22 protein-coding genes and 1 pseudogene are annotated in these 25,167 nt (G+C 62.3%); 14 read left to right on the plus strand and 9 right to left on the minus strand.

Annotation, left to right across the window (positions count from 1 at the left end; genetic code table 11):
* The first annotated feature begins 4 nt into the window (after positions 1 to 4).
* Positions 5 to 1,234, plus strand: coding sequence for an MFS transporter (locus ACW4LP_RS04800; protein WP_302683107.1), 1,230 nt, complete (start codon positions 5 to 7; stop codon positions 1,232 to 1,234).
* A 52-nt stretch (positions 1,235 to 1,286) separates the two neighbouring features.
* Here ACW4LP_RS04800 and ACW4LP_RS04805 read toward each other — a convergent pair whose 3' ends face one another.
* Entirely contained in the window at positions 1,287 to 1,709 is a 423-nt protein-coding gene (locus ACW4LP_RS04805; RefSeq protein ID WP_114540358.1) for a hypothetical protein, read from the minus strand.
* Complete coding sequence (locus tag ACW4LP_RS04810; RefSeq protein WP_455803529.1) at positions 1,702 to 2,334, minus strand: DUF3990 domain-containing protein; 633 nt, start codon at positions 2,332 to 2,334, stop codon at positions 1,702 to 1,704. Before ACW4LP_RS04810 ends, ACW4LP_RS04805 begins: the two co-directional genes overlap by 8 nt.
* 155 nt (positions 2,335 to 2,489) lie before the next feature.
* Between ACW4LP_RS04810 and ACW4LP_RS04815 the strand changes: the two genes are divergently transcribed.
* Positions 2,490 to 3,269, plus strand: coding sequence for an ATP-binding protein (locus tag ACW4LP_RS04815; protein ID WP_114540340.1), 780 nt, complete (start codon positions 2,490 to 2,492; stop codon positions 3,267 to 3,269).
* A gap of 361 nt (positions 3,270 to 3,630) precedes the next feature.
* Here the strand turns inward: ACW4LP_RS04815 and ACW4LP_RS04820 are convergent, their stop codons facing one another.
* The gene (locus tag ACW4LP_RS04820) at positions 3,631 to 4,956 is read right to left on the minus strand and encodes an ATP-binding protein (RefSeq protein WP_173114464.1); all 1,326 of its coding nucleotides are present in this window, start codon (positions 4,954 to 4,956) and stop codon (positions 3,631 to 3,633) included.
* 300 nt (positions 4,957 to 5,256) lie between these two features.
* On the opposite strand from ACW4LP_RS04820, the gene ACW4LP_RS04825 reads away from it, so the two are divergent.
* The 4 genes and pseudogenes from ACW4LP_RS04825 to ACW4LP_RS04840 all read left to right on the plus strand — a co-directional run.
* The gene (locus ACW4LP_RS04825) at positions 5,257 to 6,189 is read left to right on the plus strand and encodes a branched-chain amino acid transaminase (protein ID WP_256156214.1); all 933 of its coding nucleotides are present in this window, start codon (positions 5,257 to 5,259) and stop codon (positions 6,187 to 6,189) included.
* Positions 6,189 to 6,479, plus strand: a complete 291-nt coding sequence (locus tag ACW4LP_RS04830) for a YerC/YecD family TrpR-related protein (protein ID WP_114540336.1) — start codon at positions 6,189 to 6,191, stop codon at positions 6,477 to 6,479. The genes ACW4LP_RS04825 and ACW4LP_RS04830 overlap by 1 nt, the downstream gene beginning before the upstream one ends.
* A 1,023-nt stretch (positions 6,480 to 7,502) precedes the next feature.
* Positions 7,503 to 8,330 (plus strand): hypothetical protein, encoded by an 828-nt coding sequence (locus tag ACW4LP_RS04835; RefSeq protein ID WP_455803530.1) that lies wholly within the window; start codon positions 7,503 to 7,505, stop codon positions 8,328 to 8,330.
* 167 nt (positions 8,331 to 8,497) lie between these two features.
* A pseudogene (locus tag ACW4LP_RS04840) lies at positions 8,498 to 8,770 on the plus strand (amino acid kinase family protein); the annotation flags it as partial.
* 164 nt (positions 8,771 to 8,934) lie between these two features.
* Here ACW4LP_RS04840 and ACW4LP_RS04845 read toward each other — a convergent pair.
* From ACW4LP_RS04845 to ACW4LP_RS04855, 3 genes are all read right to left on the minus strand, one after another.
* A complete protein-coding gene (locus ACW4LP_RS04845; RefSeq protein ID WP_114540334.1) occupies positions 8,935 to 9,627 on the minus strand; it encodes an ATP-binding protein in 693 nt (230 codons plus the stop codon).
* A 90-nt stretch (positions 9,628 to 9,717) separates the two neighbouring features.
* Positions 9,718 to 10,134: an AAA family ATPase gene (locus ACW4LP_RS04850; RefSeq protein ID WP_114540333.1), complete on the minus strand. Its 417-nt coding sequence runs from the start codon at positions 10,132 to 10,134 to the stop codon at positions 9,718 to 9,720.
* 205 nt (positions 10,135 to 10,339) lie between these two features.
* Positions 10,340 to 12,145, minus strand: a complete 1,806-nt coding sequence (locus tag ACW4LP_RS04855; protein ID WP_114540332.1) for an amidohydrolase — start codon at positions 12,143 to 12,145, stop codon at positions 10,340 to 10,342.
* 857 nt (positions 12,146 to 13,002) lie between these two features.
* On the opposite strand from ACW4LP_RS04855, the gene ACW4LP_RS04860 reads away from it, so the two are divergent.
* Positions 13,003 to 13,299: a response regulator transcription factor gene (locus ACW4LP_RS04860; protein WP_455803531.1), complete on the plus strand. Its 297-nt coding sequence runs from the start codon at positions 13,003 to 13,005 to the stop codon at positions 13,297 to 13,299.
* A gap of 88 nt (positions 13,300 to 13,387) precedes the next feature.
* Here the strand turns inward: ACW4LP_RS04860 and ACW4LP_RS04865 are convergent, their stop codons facing one another.
* Entirely contained in the window at positions 13,388 to 14,356 is a 969-nt protein-coding gene (locus tag ACW4LP_RS04865) for a helix-turn-helix domain-containing protein (protein ID WP_331879645.1), read from the minus strand.
* 412 nt (positions 14,357 to 14,768) lie between these two features.
* Here ACW4LP_RS04865 and ptcA point away from each other — a divergent pair, with 412 nt between their 5' ends.
* The 3 genes from ptcA to ACW4LP_RS04880 all read left to right on the plus strand — a co-directional run bounded on the left by ptcA (position 14,769) and on the right by ACW4LP_RS04880 (position 18,666).
* Positions 14,769 to 15,839 (plus strand): putrescine carbamoyltransferase, encoded by a 1,071-nt coding sequence (gene ptcA, locus ACW4LP_RS04870; RefSeq protein ID WP_114540329.1) that lies wholly within the window; start codon positions 14,769 to 14,771, stop codon positions 15,837 to 15,839.
* Positions 15,840 to 15,902: 63 nt separating this feature from the next.
* Positions 15,903 to 17,420, plus strand: a complete 1,518-nt coding sequence (locus ACW4LP_RS04875) for an APC family permease (protein ID WP_455803532.1) — start codon at positions 15,903 to 15,905, stop codon at positions 17,418 to 17,420.
* Positions 17,421 to 17,460: 40 nt separating this feature from the next.
* Complete coding sequence (locus ACW4LP_RS04880; RefSeq protein WP_455803533.1) at positions 17,461 to 18,666, plus strand: agmatine deiminase family protein; 1,206 nt, start codon at positions 17,461 to 17,463, stop codon at positions 18,664 to 18,666.
* A gap of 291 nt (positions 18,667 to 18,957) precedes the next feature.
* Here ACW4LP_RS04880 and ACW4LP_RS04885 read toward each other — a convergent pair whose 3' ends face one another.
* Positions 18,958 to 20,391 carry an aminopeptidase gene (locus tag ACW4LP_RS04885; protein WP_161127540.1) on the minus strand — a complete coding sequence of 478 codons (1,434 nt, stop codon included), beginning with the start codon at positions 20,389 to 20,391 and terminating at the stop codon, positions 18,958 to 18,960.
* Positions 20,392 to 20,556: 165 nt separating this feature from the next.
* On the opposite strand from ACW4LP_RS04885, the gene ngr reads away from it, so the two are divergent.
* A complete protein-coding gene (ngr, locus tag ACW4LP_RS04890; protein WP_022740807.1) occupies positions 20,557 to 21,165 on the plus strand; it encodes a nigerythrin in 609 nt (202 codons plus the stop codon).
* A 207-nt stretch (positions 21,166 to 21,372) separates the two neighbouring features.
* Positions 21,373 to 21,726, plus strand: coding sequence for a hypothetical protein (locus tag ACW4LP_RS04895; protein WP_161127541.1), 354 nt, complete (start codon positions 21,373 to 21,375; stop codon positions 21,724 to 21,726).
* Here ACW4LP_RS04895 and ACW4LP_RS04900 read toward each other — a convergent pair.
* On the minus strand, positions 21,639 to 22,613 hold the full coding sequence (locus ACW4LP_RS04900) for a helix-turn-helix transcriptional regulator (RefSeq protein WP_161127542.1): 975 nt from the start codon (positions 22,611 to 22,613) through the stop codon (positions 21,639 to 21,641). The two genes, ACW4LP_RS04895 and ACW4LP_RS04900, sit on opposite strands and share 88 nt — an antisense overlap.
* A 180-nt stretch (positions 22,614 to 22,793) precedes the next feature.
* Here ACW4LP_RS04900 and ACW4LP_RS04905 point away from each other — a divergent pair, with 180 nt between their 5' ends.
* Positions 22,794 to 23,627: an energy-coupling factor transporter transmembrane component T gene (locus ACW4LP_RS04905; protein WP_161127543.1), complete on the plus strand. Its 834-nt coding sequence runs from the start codon at positions 22,794 to 22,796 to the stop codon at positions 23,625 to 23,627.
* Positions 23,624 to 25,141 (plus strand): ABC transporter ATP-binding protein, encoded by a 1,518-nt coding sequence (locus ACW4LP_RS04910; protein WP_161127544.1) that lies wholly within the window; start codon positions 23,624 to 23,626, stop codon positions 25,139 to 25,141. The genes ACW4LP_RS04905 and ACW4LP_RS04910 overlap by 4 nt, the downstream gene beginning before the upstream one ends.
* Positions 25,142 to 25,167: the final 26 nt, after the last annotated feature.

Here is a 25,167-nt window from a genome sequence, read left to right on the forward strand (position 1 = left end):
TTTCATGAGCGCGCGGAATGCCGCGGGTCGTCTCATAGGGTTTTTTGCGGGCGGTTTTATCGCCGGTTTTAACGAGAACCTGGTGAACATGGCGCTTGTTGCCATCATGGGCGAGTTTTCCGTGGATGCCATGACGGCGCAGTGGCTTGTGACGGGGTTCATGGTAGTCACGGTGTTCGTTGTGGCGGCCATGGCGGCCCTGTATCGACGGCTCGGCCCGCGGACGTTACTGTTCGTCGCTCTGGCGTGCAACGCGCTCGGATCGATGGGCGGTCTGGTGGCCCCTACCTTTGCGGTGCTGTTTGCGTCGCGGCTCGTGCAGGCCGTGGGCACGGGCATTTTCATCCCCCTTATGATGAACGCCATATTGGAAACGGTGGCATCGGAGAAATTGGGCACCTATCTCGCCGTGGGCAACGGCATGATCGCCTTGGGCCCCGCCGTGGCGCCTGTGGCCACCGGTGCCCTCGTCGGCGCCTTTGGCTGGCATAGCGTGTTCGTGGTTCCCCTGGTGGTTTCGGCGCTTATAGGTCTGTGGGGCCTTGTCGCCGTCAGGCCCTCGAGACGCGGCGACGTCCAAGGGAGCTTCGTCTCTCTTCGCGGGGTGCTGCTCAACCGCGGTTTTGTCGCCGCGGCCCTGCTCGTGGTGCTCACCATGAGCATTTACTTTTCCCTTAACGTCATGGGCCCGCTGTATCTGGAAGAATGCGCCCACCTCGGCCCGGCCCTCTCGGGGCTGTGCCTGGGCCCGCTCGTGGTGGCCTATGCTGTCGCGTCGCTTGCCGGCGGTCGCCGTCTCGACCGCCGAGGTCCCGCCCCCTTGCTTTCTCGAGGCTTGGCCGTGGCGGCTGCTGGATCGGTGCTGATGGCCGTAGCCGCCTGGATGGCAAGCGAGATCACACTGCTGGCGGGGATGTTGGTGGTGTTTGTCGGCTGCGGCACGGTGTGCGCCAATTTCCAGACTACAGGGCTGCGGTGCCTGGCGCTGAACCAGCACTCCCTGGGCGTCACCATAATGACGATGGCCGTCCAAATTGCTGCTTCTATCGGACCGTTTGTCTCGGTGGGCACAATGTCGGGCATCCAAGGTGCGGTAGGGGAGGCCCAAAGCGCCCTTGGCTATGAAGGCGCCTGGCTACTCGCGGCCCTCGTTTGTGCGATGGGCTCGCTTCTCGCCTGCTGGGCCTGTCGACAGCTGTGGAAATGGAGGCGCAACAATGCTGATGCGGGGTAAGGCTAACGTCGGCGTTCGTCGGAAGCCGGCATGACGGACTCTCTCAAAGCCGTTACGGGCGCTGCGCCGCCAGCTCTTTCAGGTTCTCGATGGCCAGTTCGGGATCGAGCACGTGCATGCCGAGGTAGGCGCCGCCCATGGTGTCGGCATCGGCGGTGGCGTAGATGGCGCGACTCGTCTCGCCGGTGAGATAGTGCCACAAACGGTACAGGTAGCCGGTCCAGTACATGGGTTCCCGGCCCCAGGAAGCTCCGGCACGGGGCAGGCCGCCCACTTCGTCGTCAAGCTCTTCCAACAGGTATTCCTCCCCGGCCCACTGCAGGAAGTCGAAGACCCCATCCATACGTCGCGCCACGTCGCTGTTCATGAAGGCCTCGATGAAGGTGGGGCAATCGTAGCCGCGCGCGCGGGCCAGTTCGAAGAGACGTCCCTGGATGTCGCACAGTTGTCGTTGGTCTAATCGCAGGTCAGCCAAGGGGAACACCGGCTTCCAGTATCTCGTCGAAGAAGTGTCCCTCGCGGCGGTGCTCGCGACAGATGCGCTCAGCCAAAGCCACTCCCTCGGCCCGGTTCGCCTCGCTCGTGGCAATCAGCTCGGTCCGCTCGTCCTCGCTGAGGCTACGCTCATCCACGATGCGAACGGCATCGCATGCGGCTTGGGTGAGCGCCACTACTTGGTTGCCCAGCTGCAGCGCGGAAAGACTTTTTATAAGGGCGACATCAGTGATGTCCCCGTTGAAGAAGCGGTCGAGGACGACGAACATGCGGTCGTTGGCAATGGGCCCAATGGCAACATCTGCACCCTCAAGCACGGCGGCTGTCTCTGCATAGAGGGCGGTGCCGCGGGCCTGCTCCATCTTGCCGCGATGATAGGCGACGACGAGGGCCCAGGTTGCGTCAGCGGAAAGCTCGCGCACATCGAGGCCGTCGAGATCAAGTTCCACGGTGTAAAAGCGCGCATCGGGGAAGTCGCAGATAAGGGTGAGCGGCTGCAGGGGTTCGGTGCCCAGGTAGAAACCCCGTCCGAAATCACATCGATCCCGGCTAAGAGGCGCAACGGGGCCGTCAATACCGTGGCGTGAGCCATGATAGAGAAGCATGGGGCCTCCTTTGTGACGAATGACCGTGCAGCTCGTACCGATAGTATAGCGGAACAGAGGGCGGGCGGGTTGCCCACAGCTGCCGCGTTGCACCCTCCCGCAATAAAAGGACAATATTTTCCCCGCCCGTTTTTGCGGTATCCTGAAAGCTGAACATGACGTGGGCGCATAAGGCCCGCGGCAGCGAGGGCGGCGAACCGGACGAGACCGGCTTCCCCCGCGAGGGCTACCAGCTGGGCGATTTGGCCGGCGCTGTGAGCCTGGCCATTCCCATGGAGGTGTACGAGGCGGAGGCCCGCGAGCGCACGATGGCCAACGTCAGCCTGTTCGGGGCGCTTGCGGCGGTCATCGTGGCGGTGGCCGTGGCGGTGAACGGAGCGCTCCGACGGCAGGGGCGCCAGATGGACACCCTGGACGCGGCGAGCCTCGAGGCCGACCGCTATCGGGTTGAAATTCTCCCCTCGATGTGCTCGACGTGGAGAATGCGGTGGAGGCGACCGTTGCGCCTGACCGTGGCGCTCACGGCCGCCCGCGATGGCCTGCTCATCGAGGTGGCCGACACCGGTATTGGCATTCCCGAGGACGAGCTCGCCACCATTTTCGAACGCTTCCGCCAGGCGGACTCGTCCATCTCGCGGCGCTACGGCGGCAGCGGCTTGGGACTTGCGCTCGTGAAGGAGATGGCCGAACTGCTCGGCGGCCGCGCCACCGTGCAGAGCGAAGTGGGCGTCGGCAGCGTGTTCCGCGCGAGCCATTCCGGCGCCGTCATGGGCAAAGACGAGCTCATCGAGGAGCTATGGGGCGAGGAGTACCTGGACGGCGCCATCTCCATCGCCGTCTACGTGCGGAAAATTCGCGAGAAGATAGAAGAGAACCCCGCCAAGCCCGCCTACCTGAAGACCGTCTGGGGCGTGGGATACTCCTTCGAGGCGTGAGGGCACCCCGCAATACTTTCGCAATAAAACGGCAAAGCGCTCTTTATGGCATCGCCGGCGCCCTCTTTCATCGAGTGGGGCGCGCAATCGTTCATCACTACGTTTGCCAATAAGAACCTTACCACGAATCCGCTTGCGGGCTCTGATGGACAAGGACGTACAGCGGCTCACAATTTCGATGGATCGATGGATTATCTGGCCCGAGCCGAGGCCATGATCGATGACGCGTTGGAATCGCTCAGCGCACAGCAAGCCTAAGCAAGTTTCTCACTTTGTGATAGTACTGACGTTGGGAAGGCGGACTCGATTGGGGCCCGCCTTCCCCTTATTGCGAGAGCCTGTATAGGTGTGCGGATTGATTCTAGATCGCACCCTTCCGCATCTGTGCGAACCACTCGGGCAGCAGCCCTGCTGCGTATAGGGGCAGGTTCACTACCCAGTCCTGCTCTTTGAAGGGCGACAGCGACAGGCGCAGGCCCCGGCCGAGGTGGTTACGCTCCACGAACAAGCGAAGGCTCTTCGCCTTCAGGTTCGTGGTGGCCTTCGCCTCGACGGCCACGATGGAGCGGCCGTAATCGTACACGAAATCGACCTCGCCGGAGGAGTTCTCGGCCGACCAGTAGTAAGGAACCACCTTGCCTGTGGCAACGAGCTCCTGGCACACGTAGTTTTCCGTGAGGGCCCCCTTGAACTCGGAAAACAGCTCATGGCCGTCAACGAGAACCGAGGCATCGAGACGGCTTGCCGCGCCGAGGAGTCCCACGTCGAGCAGGTATATCTTGAAAGCGTCTCGATCCTCGTAGGCGGAGAGGGGCAGTCCCGGCTTCGTGATGCGGTTGACGCGCAGAAGCAGTCCTGCGTCCACGAGCCACTGGATGGCCTCTTCGTAGCCGCGTGCGCGGGCGCCCGTGCGCACAGCTGAGTAGACGAACTTCTTGTTCTCGCGGGCGAGCTGTCCGGGAGCCGAGTTCCACACGAGCCGTATTTTCTCGGCGAGGGCAGCGTCGGCGTATTTGGAAAAGTCGTGCTCGTAGTCGAAGAGCAGCCGATTCTGCTGCTTTCGCGTTTCGCTGAAGCTGCCCGTATCCAAAAACGTTTGAACCACTTCTGGCATGCCGCCGACGAAGTAGTAATTGCGCAGCTGCTCTATGTAACGCTCCGAAAGGGAATCGGCCAACGCGAGATCTCCTCGTCGCAGGGTATCCAGCATGAGATTGTTGCCGGTTGCGAGGAGAAATTCGTCAAAGGACAAGGGGTAGATGAGCAGGTGGTCGACTTTCCCGACAGGGAAGGAGACGCCCCGGTGAAGGGCGACGCCCAAAAGCGACCCGGCAGCGACGAGGGCGGTTTCAGGGCTGCGCTCGGCGAACGATTTGAGGGAGGTAAGGGCCCGAGGGCATTCTTGAATCTCGTCGAACACTACGAGAGTGTTCGGGTCTTTGGCGTTAACGCCGGTGTACAAGGTGACGGCGTCGAGCAGCCTCGCCGGAGCTAACTCGCCTTCGAACTGACGCGCCATGGCCTCATCTTCGAGGAAGTTCACGTAAGCCACTGCGGCGAAGTGGGTCTGCCCGAACTCCCTGATGAGCCACGTCTTGCCCACCTGTCGTGCTCCCTGCACGAGCAGCGGTCGTCGGCGAGGGGAGTTCTTCCAGGCAATGAGGTCTTTTATGGCGAATCGCTCCACGGCAAGCTCCTTTCTGCCAACGCCAGTCATCGGTTCGAATGCCATGATAATATGTTTCAGAGCAATATTCCATCTGAAAAGTGGCACGGATACCAATTATTCCGACGTAAAAGTGGCACGGATGCCAATTATTCCGACGTAAAAGTGGCATGCTGCGGCTTCGAACTCGCTTTGGCCCTGAGGGGACGACTCTGGTTTTGCCGCCTTCGTGGAACTGCTCTTTCGCTTTAGCGTGTTGGAGTACAATGGCCCTTGCTCGCGTTGCGCACGCGACGAGGGCTTTTCTAGTCTGAGAAAGGGATGGTTCCATTGTCCGACATCACCGAGGTCGATTACATCTGGAAGAACGGCGAGCTGGTGCCGTGGGCGGAGGCGACGACCCATGTGCTGTCGCATTCGCTGCACTACGGCTCCGGCGTGTTCGAGGGCATTCGCTGCTACAAGGTGCCCGACGAGGACAAATCCTACGTGTTCCGCCTGCGCGACCATATGGAACGGCTGCATCGCAGCTGCAAGATTGCCCAGATCGAGTTGCCCTACAGCGTCGACGAGCTGATGGACGCCACGTTGGAAGTCATCCGTGCCAACAGGCTTCCGGCCTGCTATATCCGTCCATTGGTATACCGCGGCTACGGCGTCATGGGGGTAGACCCGACCGGGGCGCCCGTGGACGTCGTCATCGCCGTGTGGCCCTGGGACGCCTACCTGGGCGCCGACGCGCTGGAAAACGGCGTGGCCGTGGGCATCTCCTCGTGGCGCCAGCGCTCGAACAACGCCATTCCGCCGGCGGTGAAGGCCACGGCCTCTTACATGAACTCCATCCTCGCGAAGATGGAGGCGAAGGCCCACGGCTATGCCGAGGCCATCATGTTGAACGAGGCGGGGCTTGTCTGCGAGGGCACGGGCGAGAACTTGTTCATCGTGCGCAACGGCGTGCTTTCCACGCCGCCGCTTTCCGACGGACTTCTCGAGGGCATCACCCGCGACACGGTGCTGTGTCTGGCCGACGACCTGGAGATCCCTGCTGTGGAGGAAAGCCTCACCCGCAGCGACCTGTACATCGCCGATGAGGTGTTCATGACCGGCTCGGCCGCCGAGCTGACGCCCGTGGGTTCCGTGGACGGTCGCGTCATCGGCAAGCCCGGCGAAATCACGCGCGCGCTGCAGGATCGGTTCTTCGATTTGGCCTACGGTCGCATCGGCGAGTACGCCGACTGGCTCACGGAGGTCTAATGGCTGAGATTCGCACCCCCGATGTGGACGACCTGCTGAGCGTTCTGGCCGCCCTCGACGATCCCGATGCTATTTTCGCGCTTCTGGAAGACCTGTTCACCGTGCGCGAGATTCGCGAGACGTCCCAGCGCCTGGGCGTGGCGCGTCTTTTGGCGGCGGGGAAGTCCTATGCGGCCATCGAGGCGGAAACGGGCGCCTCGGCCACGACTATCGCCCGGGTTTCCAAGTGCCTCAGCTACGGCGCCGGCGGCTACGAGCAAGCGCTCAAAATTCTGGATGCGCGCCCGTAGCGGCTGTGCGGAGACGGGCGCTCGGTAAGGGTGATCCGACGCGCGCCGTTCGGCGACGATAGCGAAAGGGGTGTCATCTGGGCACCCCTTTTCTCACGCGCATGAATTCGGGAGAGGCTTTGCGTGCCAAAAAGAAGAGGCGGCTTGGGGGAGCCGCCTCATTGCAGGGGTTCGAGAACGGGTCGGGGAAATCTCGTTCTCGGGAAGCAGGCTTGTTGAGGGGTACCCGCTTCCAAAAGAGAGAAGAAGGAAAGGAAAGGGGAAAGGAGAAGACTTATCAGCTCTTTTCCGTTTCGCTGGTTTGCAGTATAGGGGAGGGACGGCTTTTGGGGGAGCCCTTTGGTGCTGCAGTTACCATCGCGTAAATAAGCGTGCACGGTTCCGTTAAACAGGGGCGGGGCGACCGGGCTGCTTGATACCGACGAAGGCGCGGGCTGGGTGCGCGAGAGTTGTGGAGAAAGTGTAAACCCAGGTTAACTCCCTTGTGCGAACGAATCAGTTAACCTATTATAACTTTTGTCAGCAGGGCCGAGGGAACGAAGCCCTGCAACACCTCCTCTCTTCTTGTTTTACTGGGTGGCGAAGCTTCTCCTCGTCTCGCTATCGCCACAACACGAAGCCCGCGGATCCCCCCTCCCGCGGGCCTTCGTGTTTTTCGGGCCGGATCTCCTGTTTCGCCATGGAACTGACACGAGGCGTTTGAGGGGAGGATACTTTGGTTGACTGTGTGCGAACTATGACCTTCTTCCTTTTGATTTCCTGGCGTTGACATGGGGATTTCGACTGAAACAAAGCAGTGGCATAGGGGCTACGAAGGGCTGCTGCACCCCTAATTAGTGCATGCGAGGGGTCATCATTTACTTGCAGACTCAAGAGATGGCAAAGCCGGAGCGGACGCGTTCCGGCAGAGTATCTGAGGGTCATGCTGCGCGGGTCGCCCGGCTGTCTGCCTGAAAAGCGGCCGGTCTGAGGACTGCGGCACTGAAAGAATTTTCGCAAACAAGAGCCTTCAAGGGAATGGTGATGACAATGAAATTCAGGGCTATAGGTTGGGTGGCGCTCTCCGGTCTGTTCGCGGTAAGCCTTGTGGGGTGCGCGGCCCAAAGTAGTCAGACGGCACCGGCCGGATCGGAGCAGGCGGTGGTGCAGACTGAAGAGACCCAGGGCCCAGCAGCGGGTCAGGCTGCCGTCGATGAGCAGGCCGATGCCGCCACGGCCGAGCAGGAGGCCGCGAACCCCGCCGAGTTGCAAATCGTCGATTCCGGCTGGTTCGCTGCCGACAACGGCATGGTCGATTTTGCCGTGAAGGTGCAGAACCCCAACAAAACCGTAGAGGCCATCGATCCAGTCATCGAGGTCGTGGGCAAGGACGATAGCGGCAACGTCATCTTCGACGAGACGATTGAAACTCCGGGTGTGTTGCCCGATTCCACTTACTATTATTCCTACGTGGCGGGATCGACCGCTGATTCCTCGGCAAACTCGACCGAGGTGGTGAAGCCGGCGACCGTCGAGTTCTCCATTACGACGCCCGAGGGTTCGTGGGAGGCCACGGACCAGAAGCTGGCTCATGTGTACGCTGTGCAGGACGGGGGCGCGACCGATACTCAGTTCGGCGCCAAGGAGTTCACAGGCACGGTGACGGCGTCCGAGTCGCTGGATGGCGCCACGCAGTCGCGCGTCGACGTGGTGCTGCTTGATCAAGACGGGAAGATTGAGGGCGGTTACTTCAAGATTGTCGACACCGAGCCTGGTCAGGCGGCCGACTACGACATCTACGCCGTGGGCGCTCCTCAGTACGCGAGCTATGCCGTGTACGCCAGCCCGTGGCCCGAGGAGGACGCGGCATAGAAGCTGAGTGGTTTACTTTGGATTAGACAGAGGGCAGAAAGAAAATAAACCGAGTTCGGACTTTTCAATTTCTCGAGTCACATTAGAGTGAGCGCCAAGGACGGCCCATTGTGCCAGGCTGTCCTTGGCGTATCAGGTTGAATTCCCAAAAGAGGAGGAGAACGCTTATGCCATACGAAAAGGGCAACGGCAAGACCGTCGTCATCGCCCTGGGCGGCAACGCCCTGGGCAACACCCCGCAGGAGCAGCTTACGCTCGTGCGGAACACCGCCAAGCACATCGTGGACATGATCGAGGAGGGCACCAACGTCGTCGTCTCCCACGGCAACGGCCCCCAGGTCGGCATGATCAACAACGCCTTCGCCTACGCGGCGGCCAACGACGACAAGACCCCGGACATGCCCTTCCCCGAGGCCGGCGCCATGTCCCAGGGCTACATCACAAGCGCAGGCGGGGAGTCCGCTTCCTGGTAGGGGAGGGCTTTAGGCCCTCCCTTCTTGTTCCCTACGATGGGCGTCCTCCTTCTGCAGGGCGGCTGAAGCCCCCCTACGACGGGCCCTCACAATGGCCCCTCCGTGTGGCCCTGTCGAGCGGGCCGTTCGGTTCAAGCGTTGACCATGTCGCTGAAGGAGACGAGCCGCACATTCCTCGATCTATTCGCCTCTGCTCGGCATGCTTGCGAGAATCCGGTTTTCGAAAACGCGTAAAGCTGCGCCTCGTCCGCATTGCCAATAAGGTTCGTGCGATGGCGAAGCTTCTCCAGGGCCGAGGCGGGAAAGTCCTCGTTTCGCCACTTGCATTCTCCGGCGAGCACCACGTGTGTGCCCTCTATGCCGACGATGTCAATTTCGGCTTCCTGCTTACGTTGCGGATCATTGCCCCACCAGCGTCCAAGGTCATCGAATTCTATGGCCGACTCGTCTCTTGCCATCTGGCGCCAAAGCCACTGGTTGCAGATATCTTCGAAAACCGGTCCCATGTATTCGGAAAGTGCCTTTTCGATAGAGCGCCAAGCACGTCCTGGCATCCCACGTTGGATCGAGGAAGTATGCGGTGCGATGAATCGAAACCAGAAACGGAAGAGATTGTCGCTGAGTCTGTAGATCGGCCTCTTGCCCTTTCCCCCAAGGGGCTGCTCGCGGGTAACCAGGCCAATGCGCTCAAGCTCTTTGAGGTAGTACGAGGTTTCCGCTGTGGTGGAGCCAATTGCGGTTGCTATCTCCCCGCTCTGGGTTCGTCCATTTGCGATGGCGTCGATGACCGCGTTGTATCGCGATGCCTTCGACACCTCTTGCATGAGCAAGATGCTCGGTTCCTCGTAGAGGATTGAGTTCGGGTCGAGCAGCGCTGCCTCGGTGAGCTCGCGTAATGTTCCACCATTCTGAAATTACATAAGATAAAGGGGTACGCCGCCCACCATGCCGTATATTTCGGCTGTCTCGATGGGGTTGCGTTGGGGGAAGAGCTCCATGGCTGTGAAAAAATCAAAGGGCTTAAGCTCTATCTGGGCTGTTCTCCGCCCGTACAAAGGGCTCTTCTCTCCAAGTACCTGCTCTTTCATGAACGACAACGAAGACCCGCACAGCAAGAGAAGCAGCTTCGAATCTGCAGAGGCGCGATCGATGAGAGCTTGCAGGATTGAAGAGACGCTCGGGTCGGCCTTTGCCAAATAGGGGAATTCGTCAATGACGAAGATGACTCGCTGGCTACGAGCGCGTTCGAATATGGCCTCGAAGGCTTGCTGGAGGCTGGCATAGAGCGGCGCAAATTGGAAAGCGAGGTGCTCTTCGGGCTTCTCATCCATCCTGGGGTAGGAAGGGTGAGTCCAGGAGGCTGAAACGCCTTTTCGGGATACAGCGTGTTTGCGTGTGGCCGCAGTGCCGGCAAGGGCTGCATGGGCGCATAGGTCTGGCCCCGCGGCTCTGCGGGACTAATGACCGCAGAGCCGCGGGGCCTGTGTTCAAGGGTTTGCGCGCCGTTCCGTATAGCTGGCGTCTTCTAGCTCGGTCCTACCCCTCGTAGACGATGCGGCCGTCGGAGATGGTGTAGACGACCTTCGCCGAGGAGATCTCCTTTGGATCCACTTCCAGGATATTGGTGTCCAGCACGACGAGATCGGCGAACTTGCCCACTTCAACGGTGCCGATAATATCGTCCATGAAGTTCTGGTAGGCGTCGTTCTTGGTGTAGGCCTCGAGCAGCTGGTAGGCTGTGAGCCCCTGTTCGGGCCAGCGGGTCATGTCGGTGTCCTCTTCCTCGGGATAGGGCGAGTTACGGGTAACGCCGGCCTCGATCGCATCGAGCGGGACAAATGGAATGACGGGGGCGTCTGAGGAGCCGCTGATGCAGATGCCTGCCTCGGCCATGTGCTTTGTTCGGTACATCGCCATGGCGCGCTCGTCGCCGACATAGGCGCGCTCCAGGTCCATGAGATCATCGTGGTACATCATCAGGAATTGGAGATTCGCCACTACATCCAAATCGGCCATGCGCTGGATATCCTCATCGGTAATGGCGCATACGTGGGTGATCGTGTGCCGCGCGTCGCGCTCCCCATTGGTCGCCCGAGCCTCCTCGAAGGCATCAAGGGTGCCGTGAACGGCGCCGTCGCCCATGGCGTGCACGTGCACCTGAACGCCTTCTGCATCAAAGTCGTGTACAAGACGGGTAAAGTCTTCCTGAGACCAGATGGGTTCGCCGCACCAATGATCACCGAGTCCCGTTGATTCCAGGTAGGGTTCCAGGAAGACGGCGGTGCCTCTTTCGGTCACTCCGTCGTAGAAAATCTTCACAGTATTCGAAGAAATCATGTCTGTGGCGGAGTCGTTGTAGGACTTGATGGTGGAAAGCACTTCGTCATAGGTGCGACCTTCTTTCATAGTGGGGACGACGCGCATGCGCAGGGTCAAATTGCCCTCGCGCTCCACCTTGTGGTACATATCGATAATATCAAGACCGCCTTGGGTGATATTTGTAATGCCGGTTATGCCATAGGAGTTTGCTTCCTCCATGAATTTGTACAGGGCCTTTTCCAGATTATCGTTGGTCATGGTGTCGGGCATGATGGCGAATACTATTCCCTTGGCGGCATCGCTGACGCATCCCGAAGGCTCGCCCTTTTCGTTGCGATAGAACAGGCCGCCTTCTGGGTCGGGGGTGTCGGCGGTTACGCCAGCCATTTCGAAGGCCTTGGAATTGACCCAAGCGGCGTGGTAGGAGACGTCATGGATGAGAATGGGCTTATCGGGGCAGATGGCATCTAGATCCTCTTTCGAGGGCCCGGGATTCGAGCCGTCGGGAAGCTGGTAGGCATTGAGCATGAAGGGCGATCCGATGTAGCCTTCTTCGTCGGGATGGGCTTCCACGAAGGAGCGGATTGCCTCGAGGTATTCCTCATTGGTGCTAAGTCCCGTTAGATCGATTTGGAAGAGTTTGGTGAACCAGTTGCCAGGGGCGTGGATGTGGCCGTCAATGAAGCCGGGGGAGACGAACTTGCCATCGAGGTCGATGACTTGGGTGGTGTCTCCTACGAAAGCGTCGATGCCTGAATCATCGCCCACATAGACGATTTTGTTGCCCGCGATGGCTATGGCCGAGGCAACCTCGCTTTCCGATACCATCGTCTGCACATGGCCGTTGTACAGCACGAGATCGGCGGCGTTCTCTTCGGGGGAATCAGATGGGCCGGTTGATCCGAGCGGCTCATCTGATGCGCATCCCCAAAGACCGCCCGAAAGCGTGGCGGCCGCAAGCGCACTTGATCCAATGACGAAATGGCGGCGGCTGAGAAGCTGATCGAGACGGGACATGCTCATAAAACCCTCCTTAGTTCGGTCGCAGCGCTCTCTTCTCGGTGCTGCGATGACCTAACTTTAAGAGCGGGGAAATCTCTTGTTAAGGAAATCAGGGAGGGCTTCTAGATTATTTAGGGGATGATTTTTTGTCATCCCCTCTTCTGAACTGGGATAACGAAGAAGCTGAATCGAGTGTCAGGCAAGTCGGTAGCCTTGGCAGCCAAACCGTCTATAATGTTTGCTATCCGATGAAGGAGGAGTCGTGTCCCTCGCCTTTCTCTACAATGTGGCAAGCTGCATCGCCTATGCGTTGGCCATCGCCGCCTATGGGAGCCTGTACTACGTCGAGCGCAAACCGGGATACATCTTCACGGCGCTCATCTTCTTCGCGTACACGATAGATATCGTTTTATTGTTCATGTACGAGTTTGTTCCAGAATTCGCGTTGCAATTCGAAGACGCGCGAAACGCCTACCCCATGCTCTACACCACATTCAACATGGCTATAATCCTCTTGTACCGGCTTGTGCTGGGCAGTTTGCTCTCGCGCAGCTTTTCCCCTGTCGAAGGATTTTTTTGGGCGGTTTGCATAATGGCGGCCTGGGCGAGCGGCGCTTCATCAGTCGAATCGGTTGCGTCGTGGCGCGGGTTCCTCTTTACCAGGCTGCTGGCATTGTGGGTGATAGGGTACGGTATCTGCTGCTTGGTGGCGGAATTTCGATGCATGAACCGCTGGCGATGGGTTTTCTCGCTTCTGCTCGTGCTCGTGTATGCCCTGGGAGAAGCGGCAACGTATGTGAGTTTCGGGCAGGAGAGCAGCGGGGGACTTTGCTTCTCCTCGCAAGGTGCCCGTCGAGGTTATGGCGCTCTGCTTCACCGTGGCCGCCTACGTCTTCCTCGCCCATCATCGGCGGATGCGCAACGAGCAGCTGGCAGAATCCCTTGTGCCCTGGATCGCCCGCGAATACGGGCTGACCAAGCGTGAAGAGGTGCTGCTGTCGCTGCTCGAGAAGGGTGCATCGAACAAGGAGATCGCCGAGCAGGAGTACATTTCCGTCAACACGGTGAAAACCCATATATCGAATGTTTACGCCAAGCTTGGCGTGAGCGGCCGGGACGAACTTACGCAAATGCTCAAAGAAGAGCTAGAGCGCCGCAAAAGGGCTCGATTCTAGGGCGCTGCGGGAATAAGGGCGGCTGCGGCCTTCCGACGCCTGCACCTCCCACGGCGCCAGCCGCTGTTGCGCGTCTGCCAGCTATCCCCTATCCCTTCCAGAACAGCTGGGCGAGCTCTTGGCGGGTAGTGGTGCCGGTTTTCTTCAGGATGTTGTGCACGTGAGCTTTCACGGTGCCGAGGGCCAATTGCAGCGAACTGGCGATGTTCTGATTGTCCTTGCCTTGCAGCACTTCTTCCAAGATGACGCGCTCGCGCGCGGTCAGGTGATAGCGCTCGCAGAAGGCGGGAAGCAGCTCGTCCACGTATTCCTGGGTGTCGGGCGCATCGGCACTCGGCGGCTCCTTGAAGCGCAGGCGCAGGGTGTCGGCAGCGACGCGCAGGGTGAAAAAGGACAGGGTCAGAAGCAGGATGTTCTCAGAGAAGTTCCGCTCGCTGATATACAGGGGCAGCATATCGGCGTTCGCGAAGAAGCTGGAATCGAAGACGAGGATCATGACGATATCCTCGATGAGAATGCACAGGCACAGAACTAAAGTGATGAGGAACAGCGGCTCCTGACGGCGCAAGCGGGCCTTCTCCACTTCGTTGCGGGCCGTGCAGTAGCGATAGACCCCGAAAGCCAAGCACCACAGGAGAAACGCCTGTCGCAGCGTGTAGAAGAGCCATTGGCGAAACTCGTCCACGGGCAGGCACAGCACGACGATTTCGCTTGCCGCGATGAAGGCCAAGGCTGGGGCGAGGCGCAAAACGCGGCGGCGCTCGTTCACGAAATCGCACAGTATGAGCCACATGGGCTCGAGAGTGCCCAAGGCGAGCAGTATCTTCAGCTGCGGATGGTCGATGGTATAGAACTGGTTGATGGAATACTCGACGTTCTGGCCCAGGTACTCGTATTGAAAGATAAGCGCGAGGTCGAGGAAGTAGAACAGCAGCATGGCTGCAGCGTAGAGAAACGAGTGGCGCCGGGAAACGAAATAGGCCGAGAGCGATACGGAACCCGACGCCACGCACACGAGCATCACGACGATGGTGTAGAGGTAGAACGCTGTCTCCAAAGCAAGCCTCCTCGGTGACGCATAGGGCCCGATGATGAGCCGCGACGGTCTAGAGCGGTTTAGGTCGTGCCTCAACTTGAAAGATCAGCAAAAGAGGCGATGGATCTTTTCTACCATAGAGGCCAGTTCAATAGGTCTAAGTAGCGGGATTATTTGGGATTAGACGCACGGTGAGCTTTTACCATCTGGAAATAATCTTGATTATTTCTTCTCAAAACTTCTAGCGCGTTCCATGCTGAGCCTCGAGAGATGCGGAAGACGCTCAACAATTCCGGAGACGGCCTCGAGTCGAGAAAAGGCCGCGAACGGGAATCCGGCCCGAATAGCGCCGACATGAAGGGTCCTCCGCATGAAACCGCATCGCGATCATCTTGCGCAGAGGTCGCGAACGAGATCCTAAAGGAGGATTTCTATGGTCAAGGACTACATCGACACCAACGACTTCACCAAGGAGGAGCTGCTCGGCATGGTGGACCTCGCCATCGCCATGAAGGGGCTCATCAAGGAGGGCGGCGAGTACCCGCTCTTGCTGAAGCACAAGACGCTGGGCATGATCTTCCAGCAGGTGTCCACCCGCACGCGCATCTCCTTCGAGACGGCCATGACCGACCTGGGCGGCCACGCGCAGTTCTTCGGCCCCGGCTCCATCCAGCTGGGCGGCCACGAGTCCATCGAGGACTCCGGCCGCGTCATGGGAAGCCTCGTCGACATCCTCATGGCCCGCGTCGACCGCCACAAGGACGTGGTGGCCCTGGCGAAGTACTCCGCGGCCCCCGTGATCAACGGCATGAGCGAGTACAACCACCCCACCCAGGAGCTCGGAGACCTCATGACCATGATCGAGAATTTGCCCGAGGGCAAGAAGATCGAGGACTGCAAGTTCGCCTTCATCGGCGATGCCACCCAGACCTGCGTATCGCTCATGTTCATCTGCTCGAAGATGGGCATGGACTTCGTGCAGTTCGGGCCCAAGGGCCATCAGATCCCCGACGGCGCCCTGCTCATAGGCACCGATGAGGAGCGCGCTGTGTTCGGTAAGGAGCTCATGGCCATCGGCGAGGAGAACTGCAAGATCTCCGGCGGCACCATTACCGTCTCCGACGACATCTCCTGCATCGAGGGCGCCGACTTCGTGTACACCGACGTGTGGTACGGCCTCTACGACGAGGAAGTCTCCAGCACCAGCTACATGGACGTGTTCTATCCCAAGTACCAGGTGACCTGGGACCTGATGAACGCGGCCGGCCCCGACTCCAAGTTCATGCACTGCCTGCCGGCCAACCGCGGCGAGGAGGTCGTGGACGAGGTGATGGACGACCCGGAGCGCTCCCTGTGCTGGGACGAGGCCGAGAACCGCAAGCACTCCATCCGCGCCATCCTCGCCACTCTGTGCCCCCAGAGCGAGCCGAACCCGGAGAAGGCGACCAACTACCGCGCCACCATCGACGAGTGCATGGCGAAGCTCGGCAAGCAGGGTCTGTAAACCATGTGCGATCGGGGAAGGCGCAACTTCCCCGATCGCTCTTTCCCATTAAGGAGTTACCCTATGAGCGGTAAGAAGAAATTCTCCTTCGTATCCGTTATTCTGTCGGTGATCTGCGTGGTGTTCGTGTGTGAGGCGGCGGCACCGGCTGCTGCCATCGGCAACCAGCAGTTCTTCTGGTGGATCTTCCTTATCATCACCTTCCTTTTGCCCTACGGCATGGTAGCGGCCGAGCTCGGCACCGCCTACGACTCCGAGGGCGGTATCTACGACTGGGTGCGCGACGCGCTCGGCGACAAGTGGGGCGCCCGCATCAGCTGGTACTATTGGATCAACTTCCCGTTGTGGATCGCCAGCTTGGCCACGCTGTTCCCGCCCATCTTAAGCATGGTGTTCGGGGCCGATATCGAGTCGAATCTGCTGCTGACCTTAGGCATCGAGATCGCGTTTGTGTGGATCGTCGTGTTCATGAGCTTCTCGAAGGTGTCCGATTCCGAGTGGATTCTGAACGGCGGTGCCGTCTTGAAGGTGCTCGTGGCCGTGTCCGTGGGCGTGCTCGGCATCTGGTATGCCTGCGCCAACGGATTCGCCGGATCCATGGCCCCCGAGACGTTCCTGCCCGACTTGACCAACACCGCTGCGCTCGGCTACCTGTCCATCATCATCTTCAACTTCACGGGCTTCGAGGTGATCTGCACCTTCGCCAAGGACATGCAGAACCCGGCCCGCGACATTCCCAAGGCCATCATCCTGGGCGGCCTGGCCATTGGCGCCATCTACCTGTTCTGCGGCTTCGGCATCGGCGCCGCCATCCCGGCCGACCAGATCGACCCCGACTTCGGCATGCTCTACGCCGTAATAACCATGGTGGGCGAGACCTCCCCCATCTTCATCATCATCGCCGTAGTATTCCTCATCACCCTGTTCGCGAACATGGCCTCCTGGTCCTTCGGCGTGAACGCCGTGGCCCAGTACGCCGCGAAGAACCAGAACATGCCGAAGGTCTTCGCCCACGAGAACCCGAAGACCGGCATGCCCACCGGCGCCGCCATTGTGAACGGCGTGGTGGCCACCGCCGTCCTGCTCATCCAGCTCATCCCCAACGAGGCCATCTCCAACGGGCTGTTCTGGACGCTGTTCGCCACCTCCGTGGTGTTCCTACTGCTCACCTACATCCCCATGTTCCCGGCCTTCATCAAGCTGCGCAAGGTCGATGCGAACCGTCCCCGCGTGTACCGCTTCCCCTTCCAGGGCACAGCCATGAAGGTTATTCTGGCCATCCCGGTCATCGAGCTGGTACTGGCCATCGTGGCCACGCTCGTGCCGTTCTCGGCCGAGGAAGTGGCGGACAAGGTGCCGATGATCGCCATCTTCATCATCTTCCTCCTTTTGGGCGAGGTGGTGCGCATTGTGAGCGCCCGCGGCCGCAAGGAGGAGTTCAAGGGCCTCACTCCCGCGATGGCCGCCGAGCGTTTGGCTGAAGAGGCCGCAGGCGAGCCCGATTCGCTCGAGCCCGTTGATCCGGCCCAAGTCGAGCAGATTCTTGCCGCCGACGACGGCAAGAGCGAGAAGATTTTGTAGATTGCTGTACTCGTACCCCCCTCTTGAAAGGAATTCCCTCATGAAAACCATCTACGAGTCCGACTCCACCCCCGCCGCCGACGGCTTCTTCATGCCCGCCGAGTTCGCCCCGCAGGATCGCGTGTGGATAGGCTGGCCTCACCGCACCGACACCTGGGCCCACGGCGCCAAGCCGGCCCAGAAGCAGTACGCCGCCATCGCCCGGGCCATCGCCGAGTTCACGCCGGTCGTTATGTGCGCCAACGAGGACGACTACGCCAACTGCAAGGCCGTTTTCGAGGACGATGAGAATGTGACCGTCATCGAAATGACCACCGACGACGCTTGGTTCCGCGACACCGGCGCCACCTACGTCATCGACGGCAAGGGCGACAAGCGCGCCTGCGACTGGCACTTCAACGCCTACGGCGGCTTCATCGACGGCCTGTACTTCCCGTGGAAGGCCGACGACCAGATCGCCTGCAAGATGGCCGAGCTGTCGCACTGCCGCCGCTATCGTCCCGACGACATGATCCTCGAGGGCGGCTCCATCACGGTGGACGGCGAGGGCACCCTCGTGGTCACCGAGCAGTGCCTGCTTTCCCCGGGCCGCACTGCCTCGGCTGTGCTCGCCGAGGAGGCCGACGAGGACACCATCTGGCCCGTCTACGCCAAGCGCTTCGAACCCTGGAGCGAGGAGCTGCGTGCCTACATGGACGAGCACCTGAAGGCCTATCTGGGCGTGGAGAAGGTCATCTGGGTCAAGGAGGGCATCGACCCCGAGGAGACCAACGGCCATATCGACGACGTGGCCACCTTCATCGCCCCGGGCGTGATGGTCTGCATCTGGACCGACGATGAGGACTACCCCTTCTACCGCCAGTGCCATGAGGCCTACGAGACCTTGAGCAACGCCACCGACGCGAAGGGACGCCAGCTGAAGGTGTGCAAGCTCCCCATGCCGGTGAAGCCCCTGTACATGGACCAGGCCTCCTGCGACACCATCGACGTCGACGAGAACGCCGAGCCGCGCGTGGCCGACGAGCCGCTGATCGCCTCCTACATGAACTACCTGGTGACCAACGGCGGCGTCATCGTGCCCCAGTACGGCGACGAGAACGACCAGCTCGCCGTGGACACGCTGCAGCAGATCTACGACGAGGTGTGGGGCGAGGGCGTCTACAAGTGCGTGGGCGTGCAGTCCGAGCAGGTCGTCTTCGGCGGCGGCAACATCCACTGCATCACCCAGCAGGAGCCCACGGCGTAGGGGCTTCGCGCGTTCGGCTCGACATCCTCCGATGATGGAAGGGGCGGCTCCGGGATAAGGAGCCGCCCCTTTTTTATGCAAGAATTTCGACTTGTTAGAGTCGTGGGGGAAGCGGAAAGGGCCTCTCGCCGCTCGGTTTAGGGAACACAACGGCAAAACCCCAGGTCGCCACACGATCATCTGCATCCGGTTCTTTCGGATGGTCATCCCGAACCCTAACAACTCGAAAAAACCGTCCGAAAATCGCTCATCGATTGCATGAGTCGGTCGAAGCCTCGGTTCCCGCGAACTTTACGCGCGCAGGAACGCCTCGTAGCCGCGACGGGCCTCGTAGATGTCGGCTTTGCTCGTGACTTCCCAGGGGGAGTGCATCGAAAGCACGGGCACGCCGGAGTCGATGACGTCCATGCCGTACTTCGCGGGGATGTAAGCGATGGTTCCGCCGCCGCCGGCGTCCACGCGGCCCAGCTCGGCGGTCTGGAAGCTCACGCCCGCGTCGTCCATGATGCGACGCACGAGCGCGACGTACTCGGCCGAGGCGTCGTTGGATCCGCTCTTGCCCCGCGCGCCGGTGTACTTGTTGAACACGAGACCGCGGCCCAGATAGGCGGAGTTCTTCGCTTCGAAGACGCTCGCGTAGGCGGGGTCGAATCCGGCGGACACGTCCGAGGACAGCATGCGCGAGCGGGTGAGGGCGCGGCGCAGGCGCAGCGGGCTGCTCTCGCCGGCGAGCGCCATGATTTCGGCGATGGTGTTTTCAAAGAACATCGAGGCCATGCCGGAGGCGCCCACGCTGCCGATCTCCTCCTTGTCCACCAGCACGCAGACAGCGGTGCGGGCGGGGATGTCGTCGCCCAAGGCCAGCTGGGCCGCAAGGGAGGTGTAGGCGCACACGCGGTCGTCCTGGCCGTAGCCGATGACCATGGAACGATCGAAGCCGAGGTCGCGGGCGCGGCCGGCGGGCACTACCTCCAGCTCGGCTGAGAGGAAGTCCTCCTCGGCGATGCCGTACTTGTCGGACAGAAGCGCCAGCACGTAGGCTTTCACGGGATCTTTGGAGGCCTTGTCGCCTTCGGCTTTCCCGGCGCCGTCGTCCGCCTCGTCGGCGTCGGTCGCGGCGAGCGGCCGGTTGCCCACGAGCACGTCCAAGTCCTCGCCTTCCACGACCTTCGAGCCCTTCTTATCCATCTGCTGGGAACCCAAGTGGGGAAGCAGGTCGGTCACGCAGAACACCGGGTCAGCCGGGTCGTCGCCGATGTTCACCTCCACCACCTCGCCGTCGGTTTTGGCCACGACGCCGTGAAGCGCTAGCGGCAGCGCCGTCCACTGGTAGTTCTTGATGCCGCCGTAGTAATGGGTGTCAAGCAGCGCGAAATCGCTCGTCTCGTACAGCGGGTTCTGCTTGATGTCGAGGCGCGGCGAGTCGATGTGCGCGCCCAGGATGTTCATGCCCTCGGAGATCGGTGCGGCCCCCACATGTACGAGAATGACGGCCTTGCCCTGGGCGCAGGCCCACAGCTTGCTGCCCGGGCCCATCGCCGTGCCGGCGGCGATGCAATCAGCCAGCGAATCGTAGCCGGCGTCCTCAGCAGCGGCGATGGCGGCCGCCGCGCACTCGCGCTCGGTCTTGTTCTCGGAGATGAAATCGATGTAGTCGACGGCCAGCGCCTCAAGCTCGTCCAGCGACGCCTCGTCGTACTTCTTCCAAGCCACTTCGCGTTCCACGTAACATCCTTTCTCTTGTGCGATCGAACACAGTATGAACCAATCTGTGGGGAAAAGTTCGGAAATTGTTACATCCTGTTTTCTCGATGCGCGGGGCGGGAGCGCCGTACTATAATGACCCAGACATTGAGACGATGTCGTCGATGCTTAAGAAAGGAAGATTCCATGAATCTGCGTGACGTTATCCCTACCGCTGAGAACTCCAGCAATTTCGACGTGGTTCCCGAGTCCATCACCGAGGTGGGCACCACGCTTGAGAACCTGAAGGCTGCCGTGTGCGGCGAGACCGGCGCGTCCGCCAAGTACGCCGCCTGCGCCGCTGCCGCCAAGGAGCAGGGTTTCGACCAGATCGCCCGCCTGTTCGAGGCCACCAGCGCCGCCGAGCAGATCCACATCGGCCTTGAGGCCGGCGTGATCGCCGAGATCGAGCCGGGCTACGAGCGCCCCGCCGCTCCCGAGGCCGAGGGCATCGCTACCGACCTGAACCTCATCGCCGGCGCCCTGGGCGAGATCTACGAGACCTCCGACATGTACCCGAGCTTCATCAAGGTCGCTCAGGAGGAGGGCAACAAGAAGGCCGAGTTCGTGTTCACCCGCGCCAAGCTCGCCGAGGCCGTGCACGCCGAGCTGTACATGGACGCCTACAACAACATCGACGCTCCCACCGACGAGGCCTACTACCTGTGCCCCATCTGCGGCTACATCCACAAGGGCGACGATTTCGAGAAGTGCCCCATCTGCTTCACCCCGGCCGACAAGTTCCGCAAGTTCTAGTCAGTTTCGCCCGTCCTGACGGACAGGCGAAGGAGCCGACGCTGCGAGGCCCTGTCGCATTCCATCTTCGCCCTTGTTTTGGCCACGGCGCGTATCGAAGTACGCTTGGGCCAAAGGCGGGCGAATCTGGAACGTGACAGGGCCTCTCGCTGTCTTTACCAAGTATGTGGGATACTAATAAGTTGAGTATGAAGGAGGTGAGAGGATATGTCGAAGAAGCGCAAGAAGGCGGTGCCCGTGCAGCCGAAAAAGGCGAAGGACGAGGTGGTGTGGCGGCAGTCGTCCGAGGAGGCGACGCTGGCGGCCAAGCCGCGCTACAACGGGTTCGCCTGCGGCCACGGCGCCCACGGCTCGGCGAAGTACAGCCGAGCCCGCGCCAAGCAGGCCTGGCAGCGACAGATGCGACAAGAAGGAGCCTCTCGGGGCTCCTTCCCTTTTATGGGGGCACGACGGGATCCCGGAGCAGGGCGGCCTCAGAGGCGGTGCTGCTTGCGCCAGGCGGCGGGGGAGCAGCCGACCTCGCGGGAGAAGGCGGTGGCGAAGGTGCTCGGGCGCGGATAGCCCACGGCGCGGCCCACCTCGGACAAGGGGAGGTCCGTGCCGGCCAGAAGCTCGCGGGCGCGCTCCATCCGCAGGTCCCGCAGCTCCTCGGCCACGCCGCGCCCGCGCTCGGCCTTGTAGGTGGCCGCCAGACGCGAGCGGCTCACGCACAGTTCGCGGGCGATGGACTCCAGCGTGAGCGGCGTGTCCAGATGGCGCTCCAGCAGCGCGTGGGCGTCGCGGGCCAGACAGGCCGCCTCGCTGCTGCCCTGGGCGGCTTCGGCTTGCTCTTCGGCTTCGGCGGTGTCCATGAGGCAGGCGACGGCCTCGGCCGCAAGGGCCGTCAGGTGCAGCTCGGTCGCCGCGGCGTCGGCCGTTCGGGCGTCGAGGCGCTGCAGCATGGCGCCCACGTGGGGCGCGTTCAGGACCTGGGGCGTCGTGGCGATGCGCTCCAGCAGGGCGTCGCCATCGGGGCGGCGGCCGAAGGCGAGCTGTTCCCAGAAACGCGGCGTGAAGCACAGCGAGCGGGACACATAGGGGGTGCGCGGCTTCAGCCGGTAGGCGTAGGAGCCTGCATCCTGGCAGTACATGACGAGCCCCGTGGGGCCGGGGGCGCTGACGGGCCGCGGCATGGTCTCCAGGCTGCTCGGCGACATGATGCCCAGACAGAAGTAGCCGGGTCCGCAGCTCGTGAGGTTCACGGCGTCTTCCACCTCGAGATCGAGCACGGTCATCAGGCAATCGGGGCCGATGCCGGCCATCCAGGCGCTGCCGTGGCCGCGCTCCGGCGCCAGCTGCGACACGATGCCGCTGCGCCGGGCCACCGGCTCCATCCCCAGCGTCTCAATTTGGGAGAGGAACAAATGGTGGAGTCCCTTGTCTATGTTCGCCAACGCGCTCGCGCCCATGATTTCGCCTGCCGTTTTCCAATCCGTCCAGAGTTCTTTCCAATTCGTCCATAAGTTAGCCTTACTTAACACGAAGACCTTAACGTAGGGTAAATTAGCCGACTGAAACTTTCAAGAAGAGAACGGCGACGCGACGGAAAGGGGACGGGAGCGCCGCCTTAAGCGGAAAGGTGCGCATACGTGGAAGGCACGATGGACGGAATCGAGGGCGCCATGCCCGAGCCCCGGAAGGCGTCGCGGCCGGCGCCGGTGTCTCGGGTGCGCGAGGGCGTTTCGGCTCGCGGGGCGTCGGGCGGCCTGATGATGGCGGCGCCCGAGCGCGACCGTCGCCGTGTGGACCCGCGGGTGGCGCTGGGGGTGCTCGTGTTGCTTAACGTGGCCGTGTTCGCATCCGGCGCGAAGGCCATCGAACTGGCGGCCGTGGCCGGCGATGCGGCGCTCATGCTGTGGTGCCGCCGCGGGCGTTTGGCCTGCGCGTGGCTTAGCGCCTACGCCGCTTTATCGCTCATCGCGCTGGCCTGCATCCTGGGCGGCCCCTTCTTCATGCCCACGGGCTCGTGCTTGGTCATGCTCGCGCGGCTATTTCCCACGGCTATGTTCGCGGCCGCGCTCATTTCCACGACCTATTTGGGCGAGCTGGCCTGCGCTCTGCAGTCCTTCGGGCTCTCGGGGCGCATGACCGTGGCGGTGTGCGTGGGTATGCGCTTCTTTCCGACCATCGCCCGGGAGGCGAAGGCCGTGCGTGAGGCCATGCTCACCCGGGGTCTTCGCCTGACGCCGGCGGCCATCCTGCGCCATCCGGCGGGGCTGCTGGAGAACTTCATGGTGCCCTACCTGCACCGCGTGTCCATCGTGGCCGACGAGCTGGGGGACGCCGTCATGGCCCGCGGCGTGGAAACGACGCGCCGGCGCGGCTCCTATCATGAGCTGCGCATCGGAGCGCTGGACGTCGTGGTGCTGGCCGCGGCTCTGGTGCTGGTCGCGGCGGCGGTGGCGGGGAAGGTGCTCCCATGAGCGCCGCGCCCCCGTCGGCCCCAGCGGCCGCCATCGTCCTCGAGGATGTGTCCTACACCTATCCCGGCGCGGAGCGGCCGGTGCTGCGCGGGGTCTCCCTCGAGATTCCGCAGGGCCAGTGCGTGGTGGTCACCGGCGCCTCCGGCTGCGGCAAGACCACGCTCACGCGCCTCATCAACGGCTTGGTGCCCCATGTCTATGCTGGCGAGGTAGCCGGTTGCGTGATGGTGGAGGGAACGGAGGTGGCCGCTTGGACTCCCGACGAGCTGGGCGTGCGCGTGGGCTCGGTGTTCCAGAACCCCCGCAGCCAGTTCGTGAACCTGGACGTGGCCTCCGAGATCGCCTTCGGCTGCGAGAACCTGGGCCTTCCCCGCGACGAGATTGTGGCCCGGGTGCACGAGGCGGCCCGGGCCTTGGGGATCGCCGATTTGCTCGATCGCGGCATCGAGGAGCTTTCCGGCGGCCAGAAGCAGGCGGTGGCCATCGCCTCGGCCTTCGCCATGGAGCCGACGGTGTTCGTGCTGGACGAGCCGACGGCCTCTTTGGACGTGCCTTCCATGAAGCGCCTCGCCGAGGTGGTGGCGGCCCTGAAGGCGGCGGGCAAGACCGTCGTCGTGTCCGAGCACCGCCTGTGGTGGCTGGCGGACGTGGCCGACTGGGTGGTGCTCATGGAAGACGGCGCTGTTGCCGGCGACTGGACGGCCGCCGACTTCGCGGCGCTGCCGGCCGCCCGTCGCGCTGCGGCCGGCGTGCGGGCCTGGACGGTGGCGGAGATGGAAGGGGAGGGCCGCCCCGCTGCGGCGGTCCCGGCCGGCGCGGTCCCGGCCGATGCCCCCGCGCCCGAAGCGCCCCGCCTGCAGGCCGAGGGTCTGACCGTGGCCTTCCGCCGCCGGCCGCCGGTGCTGGACGGCCTTGACCTCTCCCTGGAACCCGGCCGCGTGCTCGGCATCGTCGGCCGCAACGGCGCTGGCAAGACCACGCTCTTGCGCTGCCTGGCGGGGCTTACCCGCGAGCGCGCGGGCGCCGTGGCCGTGGACGGCGCGCCCGTGGCCGCCCGACGGCGTCCGGGCCTTGTGCACCTGGTCATGCAGGAGCCGGGCTACCAGCTGTTCGCCGACAGCGCCCGCGCCGAGCTGCATCGGGAAAGCGACGAGGTCGCCGACGCGATGCTGGCCGCCTTCGGCCTTGCCGCCTGCGCCGAGCGCCATCCCTTGGCCCTCTCCGGTGGCGAGCGCCAGCGCCTGGCCGTGGCTGCCGGCCTCGCCCAGGGCGCCCGGGTGCTCGTGCTCGACGAGCCCACGAGCGGCTTGGACCGCGCCAACATGGAGCGCGTTGCCGCGGTTTTGCGCCGGGCCGCCGCCGACGGCGTCGCCGTGGCCCTCGTCACCCACGACTACGAGTTCCTCTGCACGGTCTGCGATGAGGCGGCCGAGGTGGAAGGCGGCCGCATCCAGGCCCGCTACCCCCTCGACGACGCCGGGCTCGCTCGCGTGCGCGCCCGCTTCGGCCTCTGAATCCCCCTCAAATTCCGAGCCCTTCA

The sequence above is a fragment of the Adlercreutzia sp. CNCM I-6215 genome (genome assembly GCF_977072315.1).

Bases quoted from the DNA above. Each gene is read 5' to 3' on its own strand.
- ACW4LP_RS04825 (WP_256156214.1), top strand. From the start codon at position 5,257: ATGGTTCCATTGTCCGACATCACCGAGGTCGATTACATCTGGAAGAAC.
- ACW4LP_RS04815 (WP_114540340.1), top strand. From the start codon at position 2,490: ATGACGTGGGCGCATAAGGCCCGCGGCAGCGAGGGCGGCGAACCGGAC.
- ACW4LP_RS04895 (WP_161127541.1), top strand. From the start codon at position 21,373: ATGTCGAAGAAGCGCAAGAAGGCGGTGCCCGTGCAGCCGAAAAAGGCG.
- ptcA (WP_114540329.1), top strand. From the start codon at position 14,769: ATGGTCAAGGACTACATCGACACCAACGACTTCACCAAGGAGGAGCTG.
- ACW4LP_RS04850 (WP_114540333.1), bottom strand. From the start codon at position 10,134: ATGGATGAGAAGCCCGAAGAGCACCTCGCTTTCCAATTTGCGCCGCTC.
- ACW4LP_RS04910 (WP_161127544.1), top strand. From the start codon at position 23,624: ATGAGCGCCGCGCCCCCGTCGGCCCCAGCGGCCGCCATCGTCCTCGAG.
- ACW4LP_RS04880 (WP_455803533.1), top strand. From the start codon at position 17,461: ATGAAAACCATCTACGAGTCCGACTCCACCCCCGCCGCCGACGGCTTC.
- ACW4LP_RS04900 (WP_161127542.1), bottom strand. From the start codon at position 22,613: ATGGGCGCGAGCGCGTTGGCGAACATAGACAAGGGACTCCACCATTTG.
- ACW4LP_RS04810 (WP_455803529.1), bottom strand. From the start codon at position 2,334: ATGCTTCTCTATCATGGCTCACGCCACGGTATTGACGGCCCCGTTGCG.
- ACW4LP_RS04855 (WP_114540332.1), bottom strand. From the start codon at position 12,145: ATGAGCATGTCCCGTCTCGATCAGCTTCTCAGCCGCCGCCATTTCGTC.
- ACW4LP_RS04835 (WP_455803530.1), top strand. From the start codon at position 7,503: ATGACAATGAAATTCAGGGCTATAGGTTGGGTGGCGCTCTCCGGTCTG.
- ACW4LP_RS04845 (WP_114540334.1), bottom strand. From the start codon at position 9,627: ATGCAAGAGGTGTCGAAGGCATCGCGATACAACGCGGTCATCGACGCC.
- ACW4LP_RS04800 (WP_302683107.1), top strand. From the start codon at position 5: ATGAGCGCGCGGAATGCCGCGGGTCGTCTCATAGGGTTTTTTGCGGGC.
- ACW4LP_RS04830 (WP_114540336.1), top strand. From the start codon at position 6,189: ATGGCTGAGATTCGCACCCCCGATGTGGACGACCTGCTGAGCGTTCTG.
- ngr (WP_022740807.1), top strand. From the start codon at position 20,557: ATGAATCTGCGTGACGTTATCCCTACCGCTGAGAACTCCAGCAATTTC.
- ACW4LP_RS04875 (WP_455803532.1), top strand. From the start codon at position 15,903: ATGAGCGGTAAGAAGAAATTCTCCTTCGTATCCGTTATTCTGTCGGTG.